We start from the raw sequence: 17,142 nt of genomic DNA on the forward strand, positions 1-17,142 counted from the left end.
TTCCGGCTATCGAGCTTTACAGATGATCCGCATCCACCACGGCCTTGGCGAACGCTTCGGGCGCTTCCTGGGGCAAGTTGTGACCGATGCCGCCATTGACCTGACGGAACTGGTACTTGCCGGTGAAACGCTTGGCGTAGTCCTCCGGTTGCGGGTGCGGTGCGCCGTTGGCGTCGCCTTCCAGGGTGATGGTCGGCACGCCAATGGATGGCGAGGCGGCGAGTTGCTGCTCCAGTGCCGCGTACTGCGCCTCTCCCTGCACCAGCCCCAGACGCCAGCGGTAATTGAAGACGGTGATGGCGACGTGGTCGGGGTTGTCCAGGCCCTTGGCGCTGCGGTTGAAGGTGGCGTCGTCGAACTGCCATTGCGGAGAGGCGGTTTGCCAGATCAGCTTGGCGAAGTCGTGGGTGTTTTTCTGATAGCCCGCCGCGCCGCGCTCGGTGGCGAAGTAGAACTGGTACCACCATTGCAACTCGGCCTTGGGTGGCAACGGGTTCTTGCCGGCGGCCTGGTTGCCGATCAGGTAGCCGCTGACCGACACCAGCGCCTTGACCCGCTCCGGCCACAGCGCCGAGACGATATCCGCCGAGCGTGCGCCCCAGTCATAACCCCCAAGCACCGCTTGCTGGATCTTCAGGGCATCCATGAAGTCGATCACATCCTGGGCCAATGCGGCGGGTTCGCCGTTGCGCAGGGTTTTATCCGACAGAAAACGCGTGTCGCCATAACCACGGGCGTAGGGGATCAGTACGCGATAACCCTTGGCTGCGAGCAGTGGAGCGACGTTGGCGTAGCTGTCGATATCGTAGGGCCAGCCGTGCAGCAGGATCACCGCCTGGCCGTTGGCCGGGCCGACTTCGGCGTAGGCCACCTCCAGCAGGCCTGCCTTGATGTGCTTGAGGGCACCGAAGCTGGACTGGCTGACGGCGTGTGGGATATTGGTCTCAGGCATTTCGGCATTGGCCACGCCCACGGCGCCGAGTGGCGACAGGGCCAGGGCCAGGAACAGAGAGCGGCGGTTCAACTGAGTGTGCATGGCGAGCCTCCTACGGCTTGATGTGTGCCTGGCTCTCAGTTGAACGCCGGGTGGTATCTGGCGTGTGTCAGCAATGCGCCTCGGTTCAGGGGTTATGTATCGCAGTGGTCGCCATACACACTGCGATACAAAGACTCAGAAATCGAACTGCACACCCACGGTGCCTGATCGTCCGTTGACGGCATTGCTGTCGAGATTGCGGGTGTAACCCAACTCGCCGTAAACGCTGACATCCTGGGCGACTTTCAGCGTTGCGCCGACTTTGAGCTCCATCGTGGTGGATTTCTGCTCGGTATCGATGTCGGTCACGCCGTTGAACCTCACGGTATTCGTGCCGGCGCTGGTATGCCAAACGTTGGCCCGCACATAGGGTTGCAGCGGCATGCCACGCACCTGGTAGTCACCCCGCAGCCGCGCGCCAAGGCGGGTGGTGACGTTGGTATCGCTGTGGAACGTGATTGCGGAGGGGCCGTCATTTTGACTATCCAGTGAGCTGCGCCCCACGATGAACTGACCCTGGGGTTCAAGTTCCCAATGTGGGCTGATGGAAAACGGCCAGCCGACTTCGGCCGAGGCCGTCACGTCGCGCCCCTTGACCTTCATCTTGATGCCCCGATCAGACTCGCTATGCCCGTCGATCCAGGACTTCATCAGCACCAGGTCGAGGTAGGCACGGTTGGCCCCAATCAACGTCCAATAGACGCCCAGGCTCTTGTTGCGCAAGGTGACGTCGCCGGCATTGTTGTCCTCAAAGCCGTCATTGAAGCCTTTGATACTGCCTTGCAAACGACCCTGGCCAACGAACAGGCCGGCGCGTTGGGTCTGGCCGGTGTCGTGAGCGTGGGCATAGAGATCGGTGCCCAGTTGGTAGCCGCTCCGCGAGCTGTTCAATTTGGGGTTCACCGCCCCGGTAAAACCCTGGCGACCATTGCTGCCATACACCCGGGCCCAGCCGGTAGGGAATACACCGGTCTGTCGCGGTTGGGCCTGGTCACCCTGGCGCTCGTGATAGGTGCCGAGCATGCCTTGCACCATTTGTTGCACGGCGGGATACAACACGGAATAGACGGGCACTTCCTCGCGGTAGAGCGGGATCGGCTTGACGACGGGATTAATCGGGGCCGCCGGGTCTACGGGCGTGACGACAGGGTTCGGCGGCAGCGGCGGGGTGCCCGGTACCGGCTCCGGTAGCGGGGTGACGATGACCGGGTCAGGCGGCGGCGTGACAGGGACGGTGTTGCGCAGGTAGTAATTCTGCTCCGTGCCTGGGGTGACGCCGCCCTTGAACAGGTAGTAATTGAAGGCGCCTGCGGATACCCCGGAGGAGGTAAAGGCAGTGCCAGCGCCGGTCGCGCCGTTGACCGCCTGCACCACCAGAATACCGTCTTGCAAGGTCGCAGCGCCTTTGCCGCCGAGGTTGGTGACGCTGAGGCTGGTGGTGCCGCTGAGGGTGCCCTGGCTCACCACCAGCTTGTCACTGGGCGAACCGTCGCCGTCCAATCTGCTATTGAGCGCGAGCCGGCCACCGGTGCCGTTATAGTTACCATTGACGGTCAGACTGTGGGTGGCCGTGGGGTTGCCGGTCATGTCGATCAGCCCGCCGTTGTTCAGTGTGGCCAGTTGACCGCTGGTAAAAGGGCTGATGACACCCGTGTCCACCAACAGCTTGCTTGAGCCGTCGACTGTCATCGTGCCAGTTCCGCTGCCGCTGTCTCCCAGCACGAAGGTGCCGCCCAATTTCAGGCTGGAGTTGTTGTCCAGACGCACCGTCTCCCAGTTGCTAAAGCGTTCCGGTTGGCCAGCCTGAGTGTTATCCAGGGTCAGCGTATCGTTACCGGGGCCACCATCGAGTTGCGACGTGGACAACACCGTGCTCTCGCTCAGGTTCTGGAGCAGCGCGGTGTCGTTATCGGCCCCCAACAGGATCGCGCCATGAATGAGCCCGGCGTCGCGCCAGATGAAGGTGTCGTCACCCGTGCCGGCGAGAATCTGGCCCATGATCTCTCCGCCAGTGACCTGGATGAAGTCGTCGCCACCGCTGGTGCTGATATTGCCGCCGACATGGGCAGTGCCTGAAATCAGGATGGTGTCTTTGTCGAAGCCGGTGACTACGCTGCCGTCCACATCCCCACCGCTCATATCGAACAGGTTTTTTTCGAGGCGCATGTCCACCCGGCCGATACGGCCACCGGTCATCGTCGCGCGGTCGCCGCTGAGAAACGCTCCTTTGATCCAGCCACCACTTATGTTGAACTCATCGCTGCCGTCTCCCTGGTCCACTGAATCGACGATGCCGCCGCTCATAAAGAGCTTATCCGTACCGGCACCTTGGAAGATTGCCCGCGCCTGACCACCACTGATCTGCATCACATCGGCGCCCGCGCCTTGCGTCACGTCACCGTTGATGGTGCCCTTGTTCAGCCGGAAGATATTGGCGCCATCGCCCATATCCACTGAGGCATTGACCTGTGTGCCGGTTGCATCCAGTTGCACCAGATCGCCGCCTGACCCCAAGCGGATATTGCCGCTGATTACCGCAGTACCACTGGGAAACAGCACCTGGTTATCGCCCGTCAAGGCGGTAATGCCAGGGGTGGTGCCGCTGGTGCAGGTTAAAATCTGGCCTGAAGGCCCGGGGCTCGTGGTACAGGCCCCTTGGGAAAGAAGGGGCCAGGTGGCGAGCATCGCTGATGTAGCAATGCCCAGGTAAAGCCTGGGTGAAGTTGGTGTGCGCATGATCCGCCCTCGCTCAAGAGGCTCGTTGTCCTGGTACCTGGGCAATGCAGGTAGGGTTCAGGCCATGGCAACGTGAAGCGCGATACGGATCAGGGAATACGGGTTACCTGTTCGAAAACACCGGCCAATGCAAAGGGTTGGCATGGCTTTCTCGACTGCACCTCAACTTGTGCAGCACTTTGCGCACCTTAGTCGCAGTTCGCCAGGGTCACCACTGTCAGAAATAACAGGTACAGACGAGTGCCCGGCTAGACAAACACGATCTCATAAGGCTCGCGCATCCGTTCGAGCAGCACCTGGGCCATCATCGGGGCGAGACCAATTTGCGGGTCGCCGGCCAACTGGCTGGCGTAGGCGTGCGCGGCGTGCAGCTTGCGCGCCACGCTCCAGCTGTCCAGGCGCACCTTGCGTGCGCGCTGCCAGGGAATCACCACGCCTTCCCGCGCCGGCCAATGCCAGGCCCAGATGGGTAGCTCATACAGCTGCGCGCCTACCAGGCTGCACGCCTTGGCACTGGCCCGGCCGACGGCATCGTGGTCTGCATTGCCGTCGTGGCGCCAGGTGGTCAAGACCACGTCGCCGGGTTGCAGGTAGCGGGCGATGAACTGGCTCATCGGTTGTTCGCGTGCAGGCAGCGCATTGTCGAGGAAACCACCGCGAATCCACTTCAGGCTGTGCAACGGCATACCCAGGCGGCGCAGGGCTTCGACGCTTTCCTGTGGCCGCACCACGCTCAGGCGCCTGGGCGGCCAGACGTTCGAGCCAGGATGGCTGGCACTGCCATCGGTGATGGAGATCAATTGCAGCGGATGCTCGCGGCTGCTGAGCAGTTGCAGCAAACCGCCACAGGCCAGGACTTCATCGCCAGGGTGGGGCGCAATCACCACCACGCGGGCGCCGGGCGGCACCAGTGAGGTCAGAGAGAGGATGGGTATTTGCGCCAGTTGCGGCGCGCTGTTCCAGATTTGCGCGGGGCCGCGACGGCCTTCGCTTAACGAGGCAGGCTTCATGGGGGTGTCACATCCTTGTCGGTTGATGCGGGGTCGTGCCCGGTTGACGGGACGACTCCTTTTTATTCACCTCAGGCTCCTGCCTGTAGTGAGTGCGCGGCGTTCCAACCCTGGAACGCTGTGCAAGGCGTTATGAGCATAGACAAGGATCTAGCGCTTTTACATGTCGGCCAGGCGTTTTTTTACGCAAGCTGCACCAGGCTTTTCAGGTAGTCACCGAACCCGCCCTGGGCGCGACAATCCAGGCGTGCGCTGGTGATCACCTGCGGCGAATGGCTCCAGGCGATGGAGGCGCCGCAGCGTTCCAGGTTGCGCACCAACTGCACATCCTCATGGCACGCCAGCGGCTCGAAACCACCGGCCTGTACGTAGGCACCGGCACTCACGCCCAGGTTGGCGCCGTGGATATGCCGATGGCCGTCACGGGCCTCATACGCCTGGTGATAGCGAATCTGCGCCGCCGGGTCGAAACCGTCGCTCCAGGCATCCACCGTGACCGTGCCGCACACCGCATCCACGCCCAGCGCCAGTTGCGCCACCAACCAATCGGGGGTGACGCGGCTGTCGGCGTCGGTGCAGGCAATCCATCGCGCGCCCTGGTTGAGCAAGTGTCGCGCGCCCACACCGCGCGCCTGTCCCACATTGCGCGCCTGCACCTGCAGGCTGTGTACCTGGTACGCCTGGGCAATCGACGCGCTGGCGTCGCTGCAACTGTCCAGCACCACGAGGATGTGTACGGCCTCGCCGAGCAAGCCTGGGTGACTGGCCGCGATCATCGCCGCCTTCAAGCACTCGCCCAACAACTTTTCTTCGTTATGGACCGGGATCAAAATGCCGATCATCGCAGGCCCTCATGGCTTGCGACCGAGGTGCCATCGCGGCTCCACAGGTCGAGTAGAAAATCCTCTTCGTGATGCTGCACCACCGGATGCATGCCCAGTCGCTGCTGGAGCAGGGCGTGTACCTGTTCGGCGGTCTGCGGGCAACCCTCGATAAGCGGTCGCCAGTGGCAGGCCAGCAGTTGGCCGTTGGGGGCCAGTGAGGCGAGGGCGAAGTCAATCAGGCGGCGCAGATCAGCGGCGTCCAGGTAGTAGCCCAATTCGCTGAGCACGATCAATTCGAACTGGCCGGTAGGCCATTGTTCGGGCAGGCGGCGTTGCTGCACCTGGGCATGGGGAAACGCCGAGAGACGCGTCTTGGCCAGGCCCACAGCCGTCGCTGCGGTGTCGCAACACACCAGTTGATCGCAGCGCGTGGCCAGTTCGGCGCTCAGTTCGCCGTTGGCACAGCCGGGTTCGAAGATCGATGTGTAGTGCGCTCGTGTGAGCACGGCCAGGGTCAGGGCACGCTTGCGCTGTTCATACCAGCGTTGACGAAAGGCCCAGGGGTCGTCGTTGCCGGCAAACAGTTGGTCGAAATACGGGGTGGCCACGCTCATACAAACACCACTTCAAAAGGTTGCAGCAAGCGCTCCACCACATAGGGCGCCAGCACCGGGGCCAAGCCCGCCTGCGGGTCGCCCTCCAGCTGGCTGGCAAAGGCGTGGATGGCGTGACGCTTGCGGGCGACCGCCTGGGGCGTCATCGGTATCTTGCGGGCGCGGTGCCAGGGCACCTGACTGTCTTCGGGAGTGGCCCAGTGCCAGGTCCACACCGGCAATTCGTACAAGGTTGCGCCCACGGCCTGGGCCGCTTGCGCGCTGGCACGGCCGACCGCTTCATGATCGCAATGACCGTCCTCACGCCAGGTGGTGAACACCACGTCGGTGGCCTTGAGGTAGCGCTGGATGAACGTGGCCAATTGCGCTTCCCGCGCCGCGACCTGGCTGTCGGCAAAACCTGCCCGCAGCCATTTCAAACTGTGTAGCGGCAGGCCGAGGCGGTGCAGGGCCTGGGCCGACTCCTGTGGGCGCACCACGCTCAGGCGTTCCACCGGCCAGCGGCGCGAGCCCGGATGACTGGCGCTGCCGTCAGTGACGGAAATCAACTGAATGGGCCGCTCCAACGTCGCGAGGACCTGCATCAGGCCGCCACACCCGAGCACTTCATCATCCGGGTGAGGCGCAATGATTACGGCGCGATGGCCTTCGGGCACCAACTGTTCGACGCTGACCACCGGCAACTCGGCCAGGCGCGTCGATGCCTGCCATTGATGCAACGGCGTGCCTTGGCCGACGATCGGATTGGGTCTCATAACTGCCACCTTCCTGTGGGTTCGCCTGCGACCTGTTCACCCAGGGCGGCCAGGTCGCGTTCGGCGTGACTTTGACGCACATACACCGGCAGATCTGCGATCAACTGGGCGAAGTGCGGGTCCATGCAATAAGGCCCCGCGCCCACGGCCCGGCCGACGTGGTGGATCACCTGTTCAACGGTGTCCTCAATGCAGGCGCGTGTCTGTTGAGCCAGCAGCCGCGCATCGGCGTTCGGCTGCCGGTCGATCTGTTCGGCACTGGCGCGCAGTACACACGCGGCGCTGTTCAAGGCACTGTCGACCGCGCCGAGATGGGCGAGGGCGTGAGGTTCGGGGCGTTTTGCACACTGCTCACGCAGCACCTCACCCAGGCGTTGTGCAGCGCCATACCAACAGGCGGCGATCCCGATCCCGCCTTGCCAGAAACCCGGGCGCGACAGGTAATCGCCCGGGCCACCGACCGCAAGGCCGCGGGCCTCGTTGAAGACGATTTCGACACTGCCGGTAGCCGCCATGCCGACGGCATCCCAGCCTTCGTCGGTCACGGTGATGCCGGGTTGATCCATGGCCACCGCGACCAATTGCTGGCGATCTTGCTCATCCCAGGCCGTCAGCAACCCGTGGCTGACCACCGCCGCCCCGGAGCACCAAGCCTTGCGCCCGTCGATCAGCAACCGGTGCCCGTCACGCCGCACCCGCACCTTCGCGGTGGGCGGCTCGGCGGCCCACATGCCCCAGGTGCTGCCCAAGGGCGGCGCGGGGCTGTGCAGCTCGGCGATGATCGCCAAGGCATCGGTATGCCCTTCGAACAACTTGCACAGGCGCAAATCATGCCCAGCCACTTGGGCCAGGCGGCTGAAGCGCGCCAATGTCGCGCCGCTGCCGGGCAACGGCAGCTGGTCCAGGCCTTCCTCCTGCAGCGCCCTCAGCGCCCGGCCGAGGGCCTGCGTATCCGCATAGCCCTGATAGCCTTGAAGGAAATGATGCAACGCCATGTCACACCTCGTCGTCGCGCTGCAGTTCGAACAGCAGCAGTGAACGCCCCGTCACCGCGTACTCGTGGTCGAAATCAAAGCGCTCCTGGCCACGTACTGCGGGTTGATTGGTGTCGAGCAGGCAGGTCCAGCATTCACCTTCAGGCACCGGCGGCAGACGGAAATTGACCATGTCGTGGTGCGCGTTGACCACCAGCAGCAAGGTGGCGTCGGCCCCGGCGCGGCGAATCCCGGTTTCCTGGGCGCGGCCATCCATCAACATGCCCAGGCAACGGCCGTGGCTTTCCTGCCATTGTTCGGTGCTCATCTCATTGCCGTCCGGCGCCAGCCATGTGACGTCTTTCACCCCGATATCTTCGTTGTAGTCGCCCACCAGGAAGCGGCCCCGACGCAGGATAGGGTAGGCCAGACGCAACTTGATCAGGCGTTTGACGAATTTGAGCAGCGCCTTGCCGTCATCGTCTAGGTCCCAGTTGACCCAGCCGATCTCGCTGTCCTGGCAATACGCGTTGTTGTTGCCGTGTTGGGTGCGCGCAAACTCGTCGCCGGCCACAATCATGGGCGTGCCCTGGGCCAGCAGCAGGGTGGCGAAGAAGTTACGCATCTGGCGCAGGCGCAGCGCGTTGATTTCCGGATCATCGGTGGGGCCTTCGACGCCATGGTTCCATGACAGGTTGTTGTTGCTGCCGTCCTGGTTGTTTTCGTCGTTGGCTTCGTTGTGCTTGTCGTTATAGGAGACCAGATCGTGCAGGGTGAAACCGTCGTGGGCGGTGATGAAGTTCACCGAGCTGTACGGCCGGCGGCCCCGATGGTTGAACATCTCACCGGAGGCGGTCATGCGCCCGGCGAAATCCGCCAGTTGGCCATCGTCGCCTTTCCAGAAGGCGCGCACGGTATCGCGGAAGCGGTCGTTCCATTCCACCCAGCCCGGTGGGAAGTTGCCGACTTGATAACCACCTGGGCCGCAGTCCCATGGCTCGGCAATCAGTTTCAGCTGGCGCAGCACCGGATCCTGACGGCAGGCGACCAGGAAGCTGTGGCGCTCGTCGAAGCCGTCACGGTAGCGCCCCAGGATCGTCGCAAGATCGAAGCGGAAGCCGTCGACGTGCATCTCGTTGGCCCAGTAACGCAAGGAGTCAGTGACCATTTGCAGGACGCACGGATGGCTCAGGTCCAGGGTGTTGCCGGTACCGGAGTCGTTGATGTAGAAGCGCTTGTCGTCGGGCATCAGCCGGTAGTAGGAGGCGTTGTCGATACCGCGCATGGACAGGGTCGGGCCGCGTTCGTTGCCTTCGGCGGTGTGGTTGTAGACCACGTCGAGGATTACTTCCAGCTTCTGCTCGTGCAGGTGCGCGACCATCTCCTTGAATTCTGCGATCTTGCCGCTGGCCAGGTAACGCGGGTCGGGGGCAAAGAACGCGATGCTGTTGTAGCCCCAATAGTTGGTCATGCCTTTTTGCAGCAGGTGTTGGTCGTTGACGAACGCATGCACAGGCAGCAACTCGACCGACGATACGCCCAATTGGCGGATGTGCTTGAGCACATCGTCGTTCATTAACCCGGCGCAGGTGCCGCGTACCGAGTCGCCCACCGAAGGGTGACGCATGCTGATGCCGCGCAGGTGGGTCTCGTAGATGATCGTACGGTCCCATGGCACTCGCACCGGTTGGTCGTTGCCCCAGGTGTGTGCCGGGTCAATCACCTTGCACTTGGGCACGAAGGGCGCGCTGTCGCGTTCGTCGAAACTGAGGTCGTCGTCCGGATGGCCGATGGTGTAGCCGAACAGCGCCTCGGACCATTTGAGTTCGCCCACCAGCTGTTTGGCGTAGGGGTCGATCAGCAATTTGTTGTGGTTGAAGCGATGGCCGTTGGCCGGGTCATAGGGGCCGTACACCCGGTAGCCATAGATCAACCCGGGGTGGGCGTCGGGCAGGTAGCCGTGGAAGATCTCGTCGGTGTATTCGGGCAGTTCGATACGCTCAAGCTCGACCTCACCAGCGTCATCGAACAGGCACAGTTCGACCTTGGTGGCATTCGCCGAGAACAGCGCGAAGTTGACGCCCAGACCGTCCCAGGTGGCGCCCAGAGGGAAGGGCAAGCCTTCACGGATTCGCGACGGCTCATTGCCCGACGTCGATGGGGTCTTTTGGGGTTTGCTCATTCGATGTTGCTCCTGCAAGGGTCTTTTTCCGGGCCGAACGAAACCGCGCTGACGAGGGTTCAGCTGAGAAGTTTGAAAAGTGAGTGCACCTCCTGCCGGCGAGACCGGCAGAAGGCTTATGGCGTCACAGGGGTTACGGCTTGGGCTTTTTCGGCGCCGCCGGTTTCTTGGCCGGTGGCGGTGCCGGTTTGCTCGCCGCCGCCGGTTTGGCTTTTGCCGCAGGCGGCTTGGCGGCGGCCTTGGGCTTGGCGGCAGGTTTAGGTTTGCTCGGGGTCAGTGCTTCGGCTTCCGCCAACTTGCGCGCCATCTCCCAGTGGCGTGCGTCCTCGCCGTGAGGTTTGCCCTCAGACTCCCAGATCTGATGCGCCAGTTCGCGAATTCGTTTGTCGTCAGTACTCATCACAATGTTCCTCGCAGAGAGTTTTCAGCTTTCTTGATCATCAGGATTGATAAAGACATTGACCGGGAATCCCCCCAGGGCAGTGCTGATCAGCAGCTCCTCGTTGGTTGTGACTGCGCCTGTATGAAAAAGTCCCTTCCAGTTTTGTGTTGCGCCGGTAAACGGTAATTTCACCCGCGTATCGCCCCAAACCCGCGCAGGAATATGCGGCCGTTCACTGTTTTCAAGCAGGCGATGGGGCCAGCGTGGCACCACCACCAGTACGCGTTTGCCCTGCTGTTCGCGGTAGAATGCGACCACGTGTTCGGCGTAGGTGCCCTCGACCTCCAAGGGCGTGTAGCTGCCCCGGCTGAACACTTCGGGGTGGGCCTTGCGCAAGGCCAGTACCTGGGCGATCACCGCTTGTTTGATACGCCCATCGCGCCAGTTGGACAAGCCTTCTTCGATGCCCGGTGGTGCCTGCAACGCGCGTTGCCGTGCGCTGAAATCCACCGGACGGCGGTTGTCCGGGTCCACCAGGCTGAAGTCCCAGAACTCATCGCCCTGGTACAGGTCCGGCACCCCCGGCACGGTAAGGCGAAGCAAGGTTTGCGCCAGACCATTCAAGGCGCCGGCCGGTGCGATGGCCTCGGCGGCTTGCGCCAGCGCAGTGCGTAATGGCTGGCCTTCAGGGCTGAGCAACAGGCGCGACAGGAACGTTTCAACCGCTTTCTCATAGGCTTCGTTCGGTGCGCTCCAACTGCTCTGCAACTTGGCCTCGCGCAGGGCCTTCTGTTGCCATTGCCAGAGTCGTTGCTGGTAGCCCTCGAGGTCAGGGTTGGCGTCCAGCGGCCAACTGCCGAGCAGTACTTGATAAAGGATCAGTTCATCGCCGGCCGAGGGGCCATTGCCATCCTCGCGTAATGGCGTCGCCAGGTGGCGCCAGTGCTGCACTTGTTCGGCGTACCACGGTGCGCACTCGCTGATCACCGCCAGGCGCGCACGGCTGTCTTCACCGCGTTTATGGTCATGCGTGGCGGTGGCCAGCAGGTTATCCGGAAAGCTCTGCAAGCGTTGTTGGTTGGCGGTATGAAAGTCGGCCAGGGAGGCGCTGAACTGCTCAGTGCTGAAGCCCACATCGTTACGCGACAGCAACACCGCCGAACGATAAAACGCAGTGTCCTCCACGGCCTTGGCCGCGGCCGGCGAGGTCAACTGCTGGAAGCGCACGCAGGCATGCTTGAGTATCTTGCGCTCGCGGCCGCGCGGGCAATTGCGCCAGGGCTGGCCGCCCAACCAGGTTTCCAGGTGTTCGAGCACCGGCCAGTCGCCTTCACTCAGGATCTCGCGGGCGCCGCTCATGGCGTGCTGGAAGACACGCTCATCGTCGGCGCTGCGGCCCTGGGCGCTGATATAAGTGCGGTACACCGGGAAGTGCACGATCAGCGCCTGCAACGCACGGCGGATCGCGCCCAGTGTCAGGTCACGCGTCATCACATCGTCGCGGGCCACTTGCAACAGTGCCTGGGCGACGCTTTCAAAGTCGCCGGCCAACGAGCCGTTGAGGATTTGCTGGCGCGCCAGCCACGCCTCTTCGATGAATGCCGAGGGGCGTTCGCTATGGTGCGTCCATAATTGCGCCAGCGGCTCAAAGCCTTGCGGGTCATGTTGCAGCAGTGACAGCTGGTTCATGAATTCATAGCCGGTGGTTCCGTCCACCTGCCAGTCCTGGCGCAGGGTTTCGCCTTCGCCCAGAATCTTTTCCACGAAGATCGGCACGTGCCGCCCGGGCGCCAGCGCATCCACTCGACGACGCAACTTGCGGCAGTAGCCCCGTGGGTCGGCCAGGCCGTCGACATGGTCAATGCGCAAGCCGTCCACCAGGCCCTGGCTGATCAGTTCGAAGATCTTGGCGTGGGTGGCCTCGAATACGGCGCTGCGCTCGACGCGCAGGCCACCCAGTTCGTTCACGTCGAAGAAGCGTCGCCAGTTGATGTCGTCGGCGGCGGTACGCCAGCTGGCCAGGCGGTAAGTCTGTTGTTCCAGTAACTGGTGCAGTTGCTCGAAGCCCTCAGGCGTACGGCTGTCGAACGCCTTGAGCCGCTGTTCGATGGCCGGCGACACTTCGCTCGCGCGCTCGGCAAGCGCCTGCTTGAGCGCGGCCGCTTCGCGGTAGGCATCGTCCTGATAGGCGAGGGCGCTGAAACGGTCGGCCAGTGGCTTGAGCGATTCATCGTGGCCGAGAATCACGCCATAGTCTTTCGGGCAGATCGGAAAGCGATGTTCGTAATGCTCGACGTAGAAAGCGCCGTGTTCAGTATCGAAATGCAGGGTCAGCGTGCCGCTTTGCAAGGCTTCGCCGTAGTCGCTGCCCAGGAACGGCATCAACAGTTGGCCCTTGAGCAGCTGGTCGGGGGAGTGCCACTGGATATCGAAGAATTCGCTGTAGGGGCTCAGGCGGCCCCACTCCAGCAAGTCCAGCCACCAGGGGTTGTCGGCACCGCCGACGGCCATGTGGTTGGAGACGATATCCAGGATCAACCCCATCCCGTGCTCACGCAAGGTGGCCACGAGGCGGTGCAGGGCAGGCTCGCCGCCCAGCTCCGGGTTGATGCGGGTGGGGTCGACGACATCGTACCCGTGCATGGAGCCGGCCCGGGCGCAGAGCAGTGGTGAGGCGTATAGATGGCTGATGCCCAGCCGGGCGAAATACGGCACCAGCGGCACCGCATCATCGAGGGTGAAACCTTTATGAAATTGCAGGCGTTGGGTGGCGCGTAAAGGGAATGCTTTCATCGGTCACGCTCGTGGGCCTGGTTACGGGCTACGGCCAGCAGTTCTAGGCGGCGGGCGGCACCGGCATTGTCGAGTAGGCTTGACGCCTCGCCGGGCAGGCGGCGGCGCCAATTGGGGTGGGTGTCGGTAGTGCCGGGCAGGTTGGCCTGCTCTTCCAGGCCCAGCGCGTCCTCCAGGGGCAGCAGCACCAACGGTGCACGGGTGTGGCCCAGGTAGCGCACGCTGGCGTCGATCATATGGTCGGTCTCATTGCGGATCTCATCGACGAAATTCTGCGGGTCCTGGCTCAACGCCTGACGCAACGCCTGGCGTTCACGCAGGCGGTGTTCGCTCCATTGCTCCACGGTGGGGGCATCGATCAGGCCCAGTTGGATATTCCATTCGATATCGCGGCTGTGCCACCAGCCGTTGAGGGTCGGCAAATCATGGGTGCTGGTGGTGGCCAGGGCGTTATCCGGCCAGTCGAGAATCGGTTTGAATTGGCCATCGTGATTCTGTTCGAACAACAGCACGCGCATGCCAAGGATCGAGCGGCCGCTGAGTTTTTCCCGCAGGCCGTCGGGCACTGTGCCCAGGTCTTCACCCAGCACAATGGCCTGGTGGCGATGGGACTCCAGGGCCAACAGGCGCAGCATGTCATCCACCGGGTAATACAGGTACGCCCCGTCACGTGGCGATGCGCCGTTGGGGATCACCCACAGGCGTTGCAGGCCCATCACATGGTCGATACGCAGGCCGCCGGCATGTGCGAAGTTGGCCCGCAACATCTCGATAAAGGCCCGAAAACCGTTGCGCTTGAGGCCCTCCGGGGAGAATGCGGAGATGCCCCAGCCTTGGCCCGCGCGGTTAAGGATGTCCGGTGGTGCTCCCACGGTGAGGTCGGCCAGCAGTTCATCCTGGCGGCTCCACGCCTGGCTGCCGCCGCCGTCGGCGCCGACGGCCAGGTCAGCGATCAGGCCAACGCCCATGCCGCTGCCCCGGGCGGCTTGCTGTGCCCGTTGCAGGCTGCGGGCGATCAGCCATTGGCAGAAGGCGAAGTAGCCGATCTCGTCGCGGTGTTCCTCGGCGAACTGGGCCAGGGCCGGGCTCTGCGGGGTACGCCAGTCTTGTGGCCAGTGGCGCCAGTCGAGGTCTTCGCCGGCAGCGGCGCGCTGGGCTTGCACGGCTTCGAAGCGGCAGTGGTTTTCCAGGGCTTCACCGCCGGTCTGGCGGAAACTGAGGAAGTCGGCGTGTTGCGGGTGCTCGCCCTGGCGGAAATCTTCATACAGCGTGCGCAGCAAGCGTTGCTTGGCCTTGGCGGCGGCGGGCCAGTCGATCAGCGGCAGTTGTTCAAGGGCATGCAGTTCCTCTTCCAACCCGGCGGCGGCAATCGCGTTGCGTACTTCACGCTCGCCCAGGATGCACGCCGGGGAGGCATACAGGCTGTTGAGAAACAGGCGGCTGGACGGTGAATAAGGGCTGTAGCGCTCGGTGTCGGCGCTGAACATGGCGTGCATCGGGCTGATCGCCAGGGCGTCGGCACCGCGTTCGGCGGCGGAACGGACCAGGTGCTCCAGGGCCAGGGTGTCGCCAAAACCGCCGTCACCGAGGCGCCGCAGGCCATACAGTTGGGCGCTCAGGCCCCAGGCGCGGGCGGGACGGCTGTCGACCGCCTCGGCCACGCTGTAGCAGTGGTCGGGAGCCACGGCCAGGGTGAAAGTCTGGTCGGCGATATGCACACAGTGGTAGCCCAGGGCAATGATGCCAGGCAGCACGGCATCACCGTCGAGGCGAAACTCCAGGGTTTCACCCTGTTCCAGGCTGACCCGGCAGGGCGTGTCCGGCGCGAAGTAGCGCGCCAGGTCCAAGGGCTCACCGGAGTCGATGGTCATGAGGGGCGGCAGGTGCTTGTCTTGTTGCACCTGCTCAAGTTCCAGCAGGCTGGCGTCGATCTCGGCGTCGGTGTCGGCCGGGTGGCCCAGGCCTTTGAGCACCGCGCGCAGGGCGTCGGGTTTCACATGTTGCGGGCGGCCGTTGGCGTCGATCCAATCGACGGCCAGGCCCGCGCGGCTGGCGAGGATTTCCAGGTTCGCTTCGCTCAAGGGTGATCTCCAACAGGGGTTAGGAAGACGCGTGCGCTGAAGGGCGCCAGCAGCGCGCCCTGATTGGCCGGCGTTTGGAAAAGACAGGCGTGCGGCGCTGCGTGTTCGAGGGGCTCGGCGCTCAGGTTGAGGTCGATTTGCAACAGGCTGCCGTTGCCCAGCCGCCAGCGGGCGCTGACGGCGCCGTCGGCCAGCACCCGCGCCCCGAGAGCCACGCAGCCGGGCAAGTTGGGCACGATATGTTGGTGACGCAGGCTCAGCAGTTGCCGGTAGAGCTGGGTGTGTTCGTTCTCGCTAAACGAAGGGATCGAACGCTGGAAGGTTGTCAGGGCATTGGGATCGGGGATCCGCTCACGCTGTTCAGGGTCATTGAAGGCGGCGAAGTCGGCAAACTCATTGCGTCGGCCTTCGCGTACCGCCTCAGCCAGTTCGCCGTGATGATCGGTGAAAAACAGGAAGGGTTGTTCGGCCGCCACCTCATCGCCCATGAACACCAAAGGAATCATCGGCGACAGCAGCAATAACGTAGTGGCGGCTTTCAGGGCCTGGGGTGAACACAACTGATGCAGGCGTTCACCCAAGGCGCGATTGCCGATCTGGTCATGGTTCTGCAAGAACAGTACGAAGGCACTCGGCGGCAGATGCCCGCTGGGCTCACCGCGAGGGACGCCGTGGCGGTTGGCCTGCCCCTGGTAGATAAAACCTTCGCTCAGGCAGCGAGCCAACTGGGCCGTGGTGTCTGCGGCAAAGTCGCGGTAATAGGCATCGGTCTCGCCGGTCAGCAGCACATGCAGGGCATTGTGGCCGTCGTCGTTCCATTGCGCATCGAAATCCTGTTCCAGCAGGTTGGCCTGGTTGTGCTCGTTTTCCAGCACCAGCCACACCTGGCGGCCCAGGTCGACCTGTTCGCGCACACGCTGCGCCAACGCGTGCAGGAACCCGGGGTTGTCGATGGCGTGCACGGCGTCCAGGCGCAAGCCGTCGAAGCGATATTCCAGCAGCCACATCAGCGCGTTATCGAGGAAGAAGTCGCGTACTTCCCGGCGATCGAAATCGATCCCGGCGCCCCAGGGCGTGTGCACGTCTTCTTGAAAGAACGCCTTGGCGTATTGGCCCAGATAGTTACCGTCGGGCCCGAAGTGGTTGTAGACCACATCGAGAATCACCGCCAGACCGTGTCCATGGGCGCTGTCGATCAGGTGCTTGAGTTGTTCGGGCGTGCCGTAGGAGGCCTGCGGTGCATAGGGCAGCACCCCGTCGTAGCCCCAATTGCGCTCGCCGGGAAACTGCGCCAAGGGCATCAGTTCGATCGCGGTGAAGCCCAGTTCAGCCAGGCGTGGCAGGTGTTTTTCAACGGCGGCGTAGCCCCCCAGTGCGCCGACATGCAGCTCGTAGATCACCGCTTCATGCCAGGGCCGGCCTTGCCAGTGGCTGTTCTGCCAGGGGTAAGCGAGCGGGTCGACGACGCGGCTCCAACCGTGGACATCCGAGACCTGGGCCCTGGACGCCGGGTCGGGGACATCGGTTTCACCGTCGATGTTGTAGCGGTAGCAAGTGCCCGCCGGGCACTTGACCTCTACTTCGAACCAGCCATCTGCCTGGGGCAGCATGGCAATGGATTTTCCGTCTTTGAATTCAACGCTGACATAAAACGCGTCTGGCGCCCACAAGGCAAAACGCGTGTGTTGCGCGTCCAGCATGATTGCACCGTGGGGCCAGGTTTCCAGAGTCCATGACGGCATCTGTGAAGACCTC

12 protein-coding genes are annotated in these 17,142 nt (G+C 63.3%); all 12 read right to left on the reverse strand.

The window, feature by feature from the left end; genetic code table 11:
* Positions 1–16: 16 nt before the first annotated feature.
* On the reverse strand, positions 17–1,036 hold the full coding sequence (locus DK870_RS03130; RefSeq protein WP_161547877.1) for an alpha/beta fold hydrolase: 1,020 nt from the start codon (positions 1,034–1,036) through the stop codon (positions 17–19).
* Between the two features lie 135 nt (positions 1,037–1,171).
* Positions 1,172–3,772 (reverse strand): autotransporter outer membrane beta-barrel domain-containing protein, encoded by a 2,601-nt coding sequence (locus DK870_RS03135; protein ID WP_161547878.1) that lies wholly within the window; start codon positions 3,770–3,772, stop codon positions 1,172–1,174.
* Between the two features lie 248 nt (positions 3,773–4,020).
* Positions 4,021–4,782, reverse strand: coding sequence for a PIG-L deacetylase family protein (locus DK870_RS03140; RefSeq protein WP_161547879.1), 762 nt, complete (start codon positions 4,780–4,782; stop codon positions 4,021–4,023).
* 182 nt (positions 4,783–4,964) lie between these two features.
* Positions 4,965–5,624 (reverse strand): glycosyltransferase family 2 protein, encoded by a 660-nt coding sequence (locus DK870_RS03145; RefSeq protein ID WP_161547880.1) that lies wholly within the window; start codon positions 5,622–5,624, stop codon positions 4,965–4,967.
* Positions 5,621–6,220 carry an SAM-dependent methyltransferase gene (locus DK870_RS03150; protein WP_161547881.1) on the reverse strand — a complete coding sequence of 200 codons (600 nt, stop codon included), beginning with the start codon at positions 6,218–6,220 and terminating at the stop codon, positions 5,621–5,623. Before DK870_RS03150 ends, DK870_RS03145 begins: the two co-directional genes overlap by 4 nt.
* Positions 6,217–6,975, reverse strand: a complete 759-nt coding sequence (locus DK870_RS03155; RefSeq protein WP_161547882.1) for a PIG-L deacetylase family protein — start codon at positions 6,973–6,975, stop codon at positions 6,217–6,219. Before DK870_RS03155 ends, DK870_RS03150 begins: the two co-directional genes overlap by 4 nt.
* Positions 6,972–7,970: an acyl-CoA dehydrogenase family protein gene (locus tag DK870_RS03160; RefSeq protein ID WP_161547883.1), complete on the reverse strand. Its 999-nt coding sequence runs from the start codon at positions 7,968–7,970 to the stop codon at positions 6,972–6,974. The genes DK870_RS03155 and DK870_RS03160 overlap by 4 nt, the downstream gene beginning before the upstream one ends.
* Before the next feature lies 1 nt (position 7,971).
* Positions 7,972–10,131: a glycogen debranching protein GlgX gene (gene glgX, locus DK870_RS03165; RefSeq protein ID WP_161547884.1), complete on the reverse strand. Its 2,160-nt coding sequence runs from the start codon at positions 10,129–10,131 to the stop codon at positions 7,972–7,974.
* 133 nt (positions 10,132–10,264) lie between these two features.
* Positions 10,265–10,531, reverse strand: a complete 267-nt coding sequence (locus tag DK870_RS03170) for a DUF2934 domain-containing protein (protein WP_161547885.1) — start codon at positions 10,529–10,531, stop codon at positions 10,265–10,267.
* Between the two features lie 24 nt (positions 10,532–10,555).
* Entirely contained in the window at positions 10,556–13,306 is a 2,751-nt protein-coding gene (locus DK870_RS03175; protein WP_161547886.1) for a malto-oligosyltrehalose synthase, read from the reverse strand.
* A complete protein-coding gene (gene malQ, locus DK870_RS03180; RefSeq protein WP_161547887.1) occupies positions 13,303–15,387 on the reverse strand; it encodes a 4-alpha-glucanotransferase in 2,085 nt (694 codons plus the stop codon). The genes DK870_RS03175 and malQ overlap by 4 nt, the downstream gene beginning before the upstream one ends.
* Entirely contained in the window at positions 15,384–17,129 is a 1,746-nt protein-coding gene (treZ, locus tag DK870_RS03185; protein ID WP_161547888.1) for a malto-oligosyltrehalose trehalohydrolase, read from the reverse strand. Before treZ ends, malQ begins: the two co-directional genes overlap by 4 nt.
* Positions 17,130–17,142: the final 13 nt, after the last annotated feature.

It is taken from the genome of Pseudomonas sp. Q1, assembly GCF_009935975.1.
Lineage (GTDB): Bacteria > Pseudomonadota > Gammaproteobacteria > Pseudomonadales > Pseudomonadaceae > Aquipseudomonas > Aquipseudomonas palleroniana.

Bases quoted from the DNA above. Each gene is read 5' to 3' on its own strand.
- DK870_RS03135 (WP_161547878.1), bottom strand. From the start codon at position 3,772: ATGCGCACACCAACTTCACCCAGGCTTTACCTGGGCATTGCTACATCA.
- DK870_RS03150 (WP_161547881.1), bottom strand. From the start codon at position 6,220: ATGAGCGTGGCCACCCCGTATTTCGACCAACTGTTTGCCGGCAACGAC.
- DK870_RS03140 (WP_161547879.1), bottom strand. From the start codon at position 4,782: ATGAAGCCTGCCTCGTTAAGCGAAGGCCGTCGCGGCCCCGCGCAAATC.
- DK870_RS03175 (WP_161547886.1), bottom strand. From the start codon at position 13,306: ATGAAAGCATTCCCTTTACGCGCCACCCAACGCCTGCAATTTCATAAA.
- DK870_RS03170 (WP_161547885.1), bottom strand. From the start codon at position 10,531: ATGAGTACTGACGACAAACGAATTCGCGAACTGGCGCATCAGATCTGG.
- treZ (WP_161547888.1), bottom strand. From the start codon at position 17,129: ATGCCGTCATGGACTCTGGAAACCTGGCCCCACGGTGCAATCATGCTG.
- DK870_RS03130 (WP_161547877.1), bottom strand. From the start codon at position 1,036: ATGCACACTCAGTTGAACCGCCGCTCTCTGTTCCTGGCCCTGGCCCTG.
- DK870_RS03145 (WP_161547880.1), bottom strand. From the start codon at position 5,624: ATGATCGGCATTTTGATCCCGGTCCATAACGAAGAAAAGTTGTTGGGC.
- DK870_RS03160 (WP_161547883.1), bottom strand. From the start codon at position 7,970: ATGGCGTTGCATCATTTCCTTCAAGGCTATCAGGGCTATGCGGATACG.
- DK870_RS03155 (WP_161547882.1), bottom strand. From the start codon at position 6,975: ATGAGACCCAATCCGATCGTCGGCCAAGGCACGCCGTTGCATCAATGG.
- glgX (WP_161547884.1), bottom strand. From the start codon at position 10,131: ATGAGCAAACCCCAAAAGACCCCATCGACGTCGGGCAATGAGCCGTCG.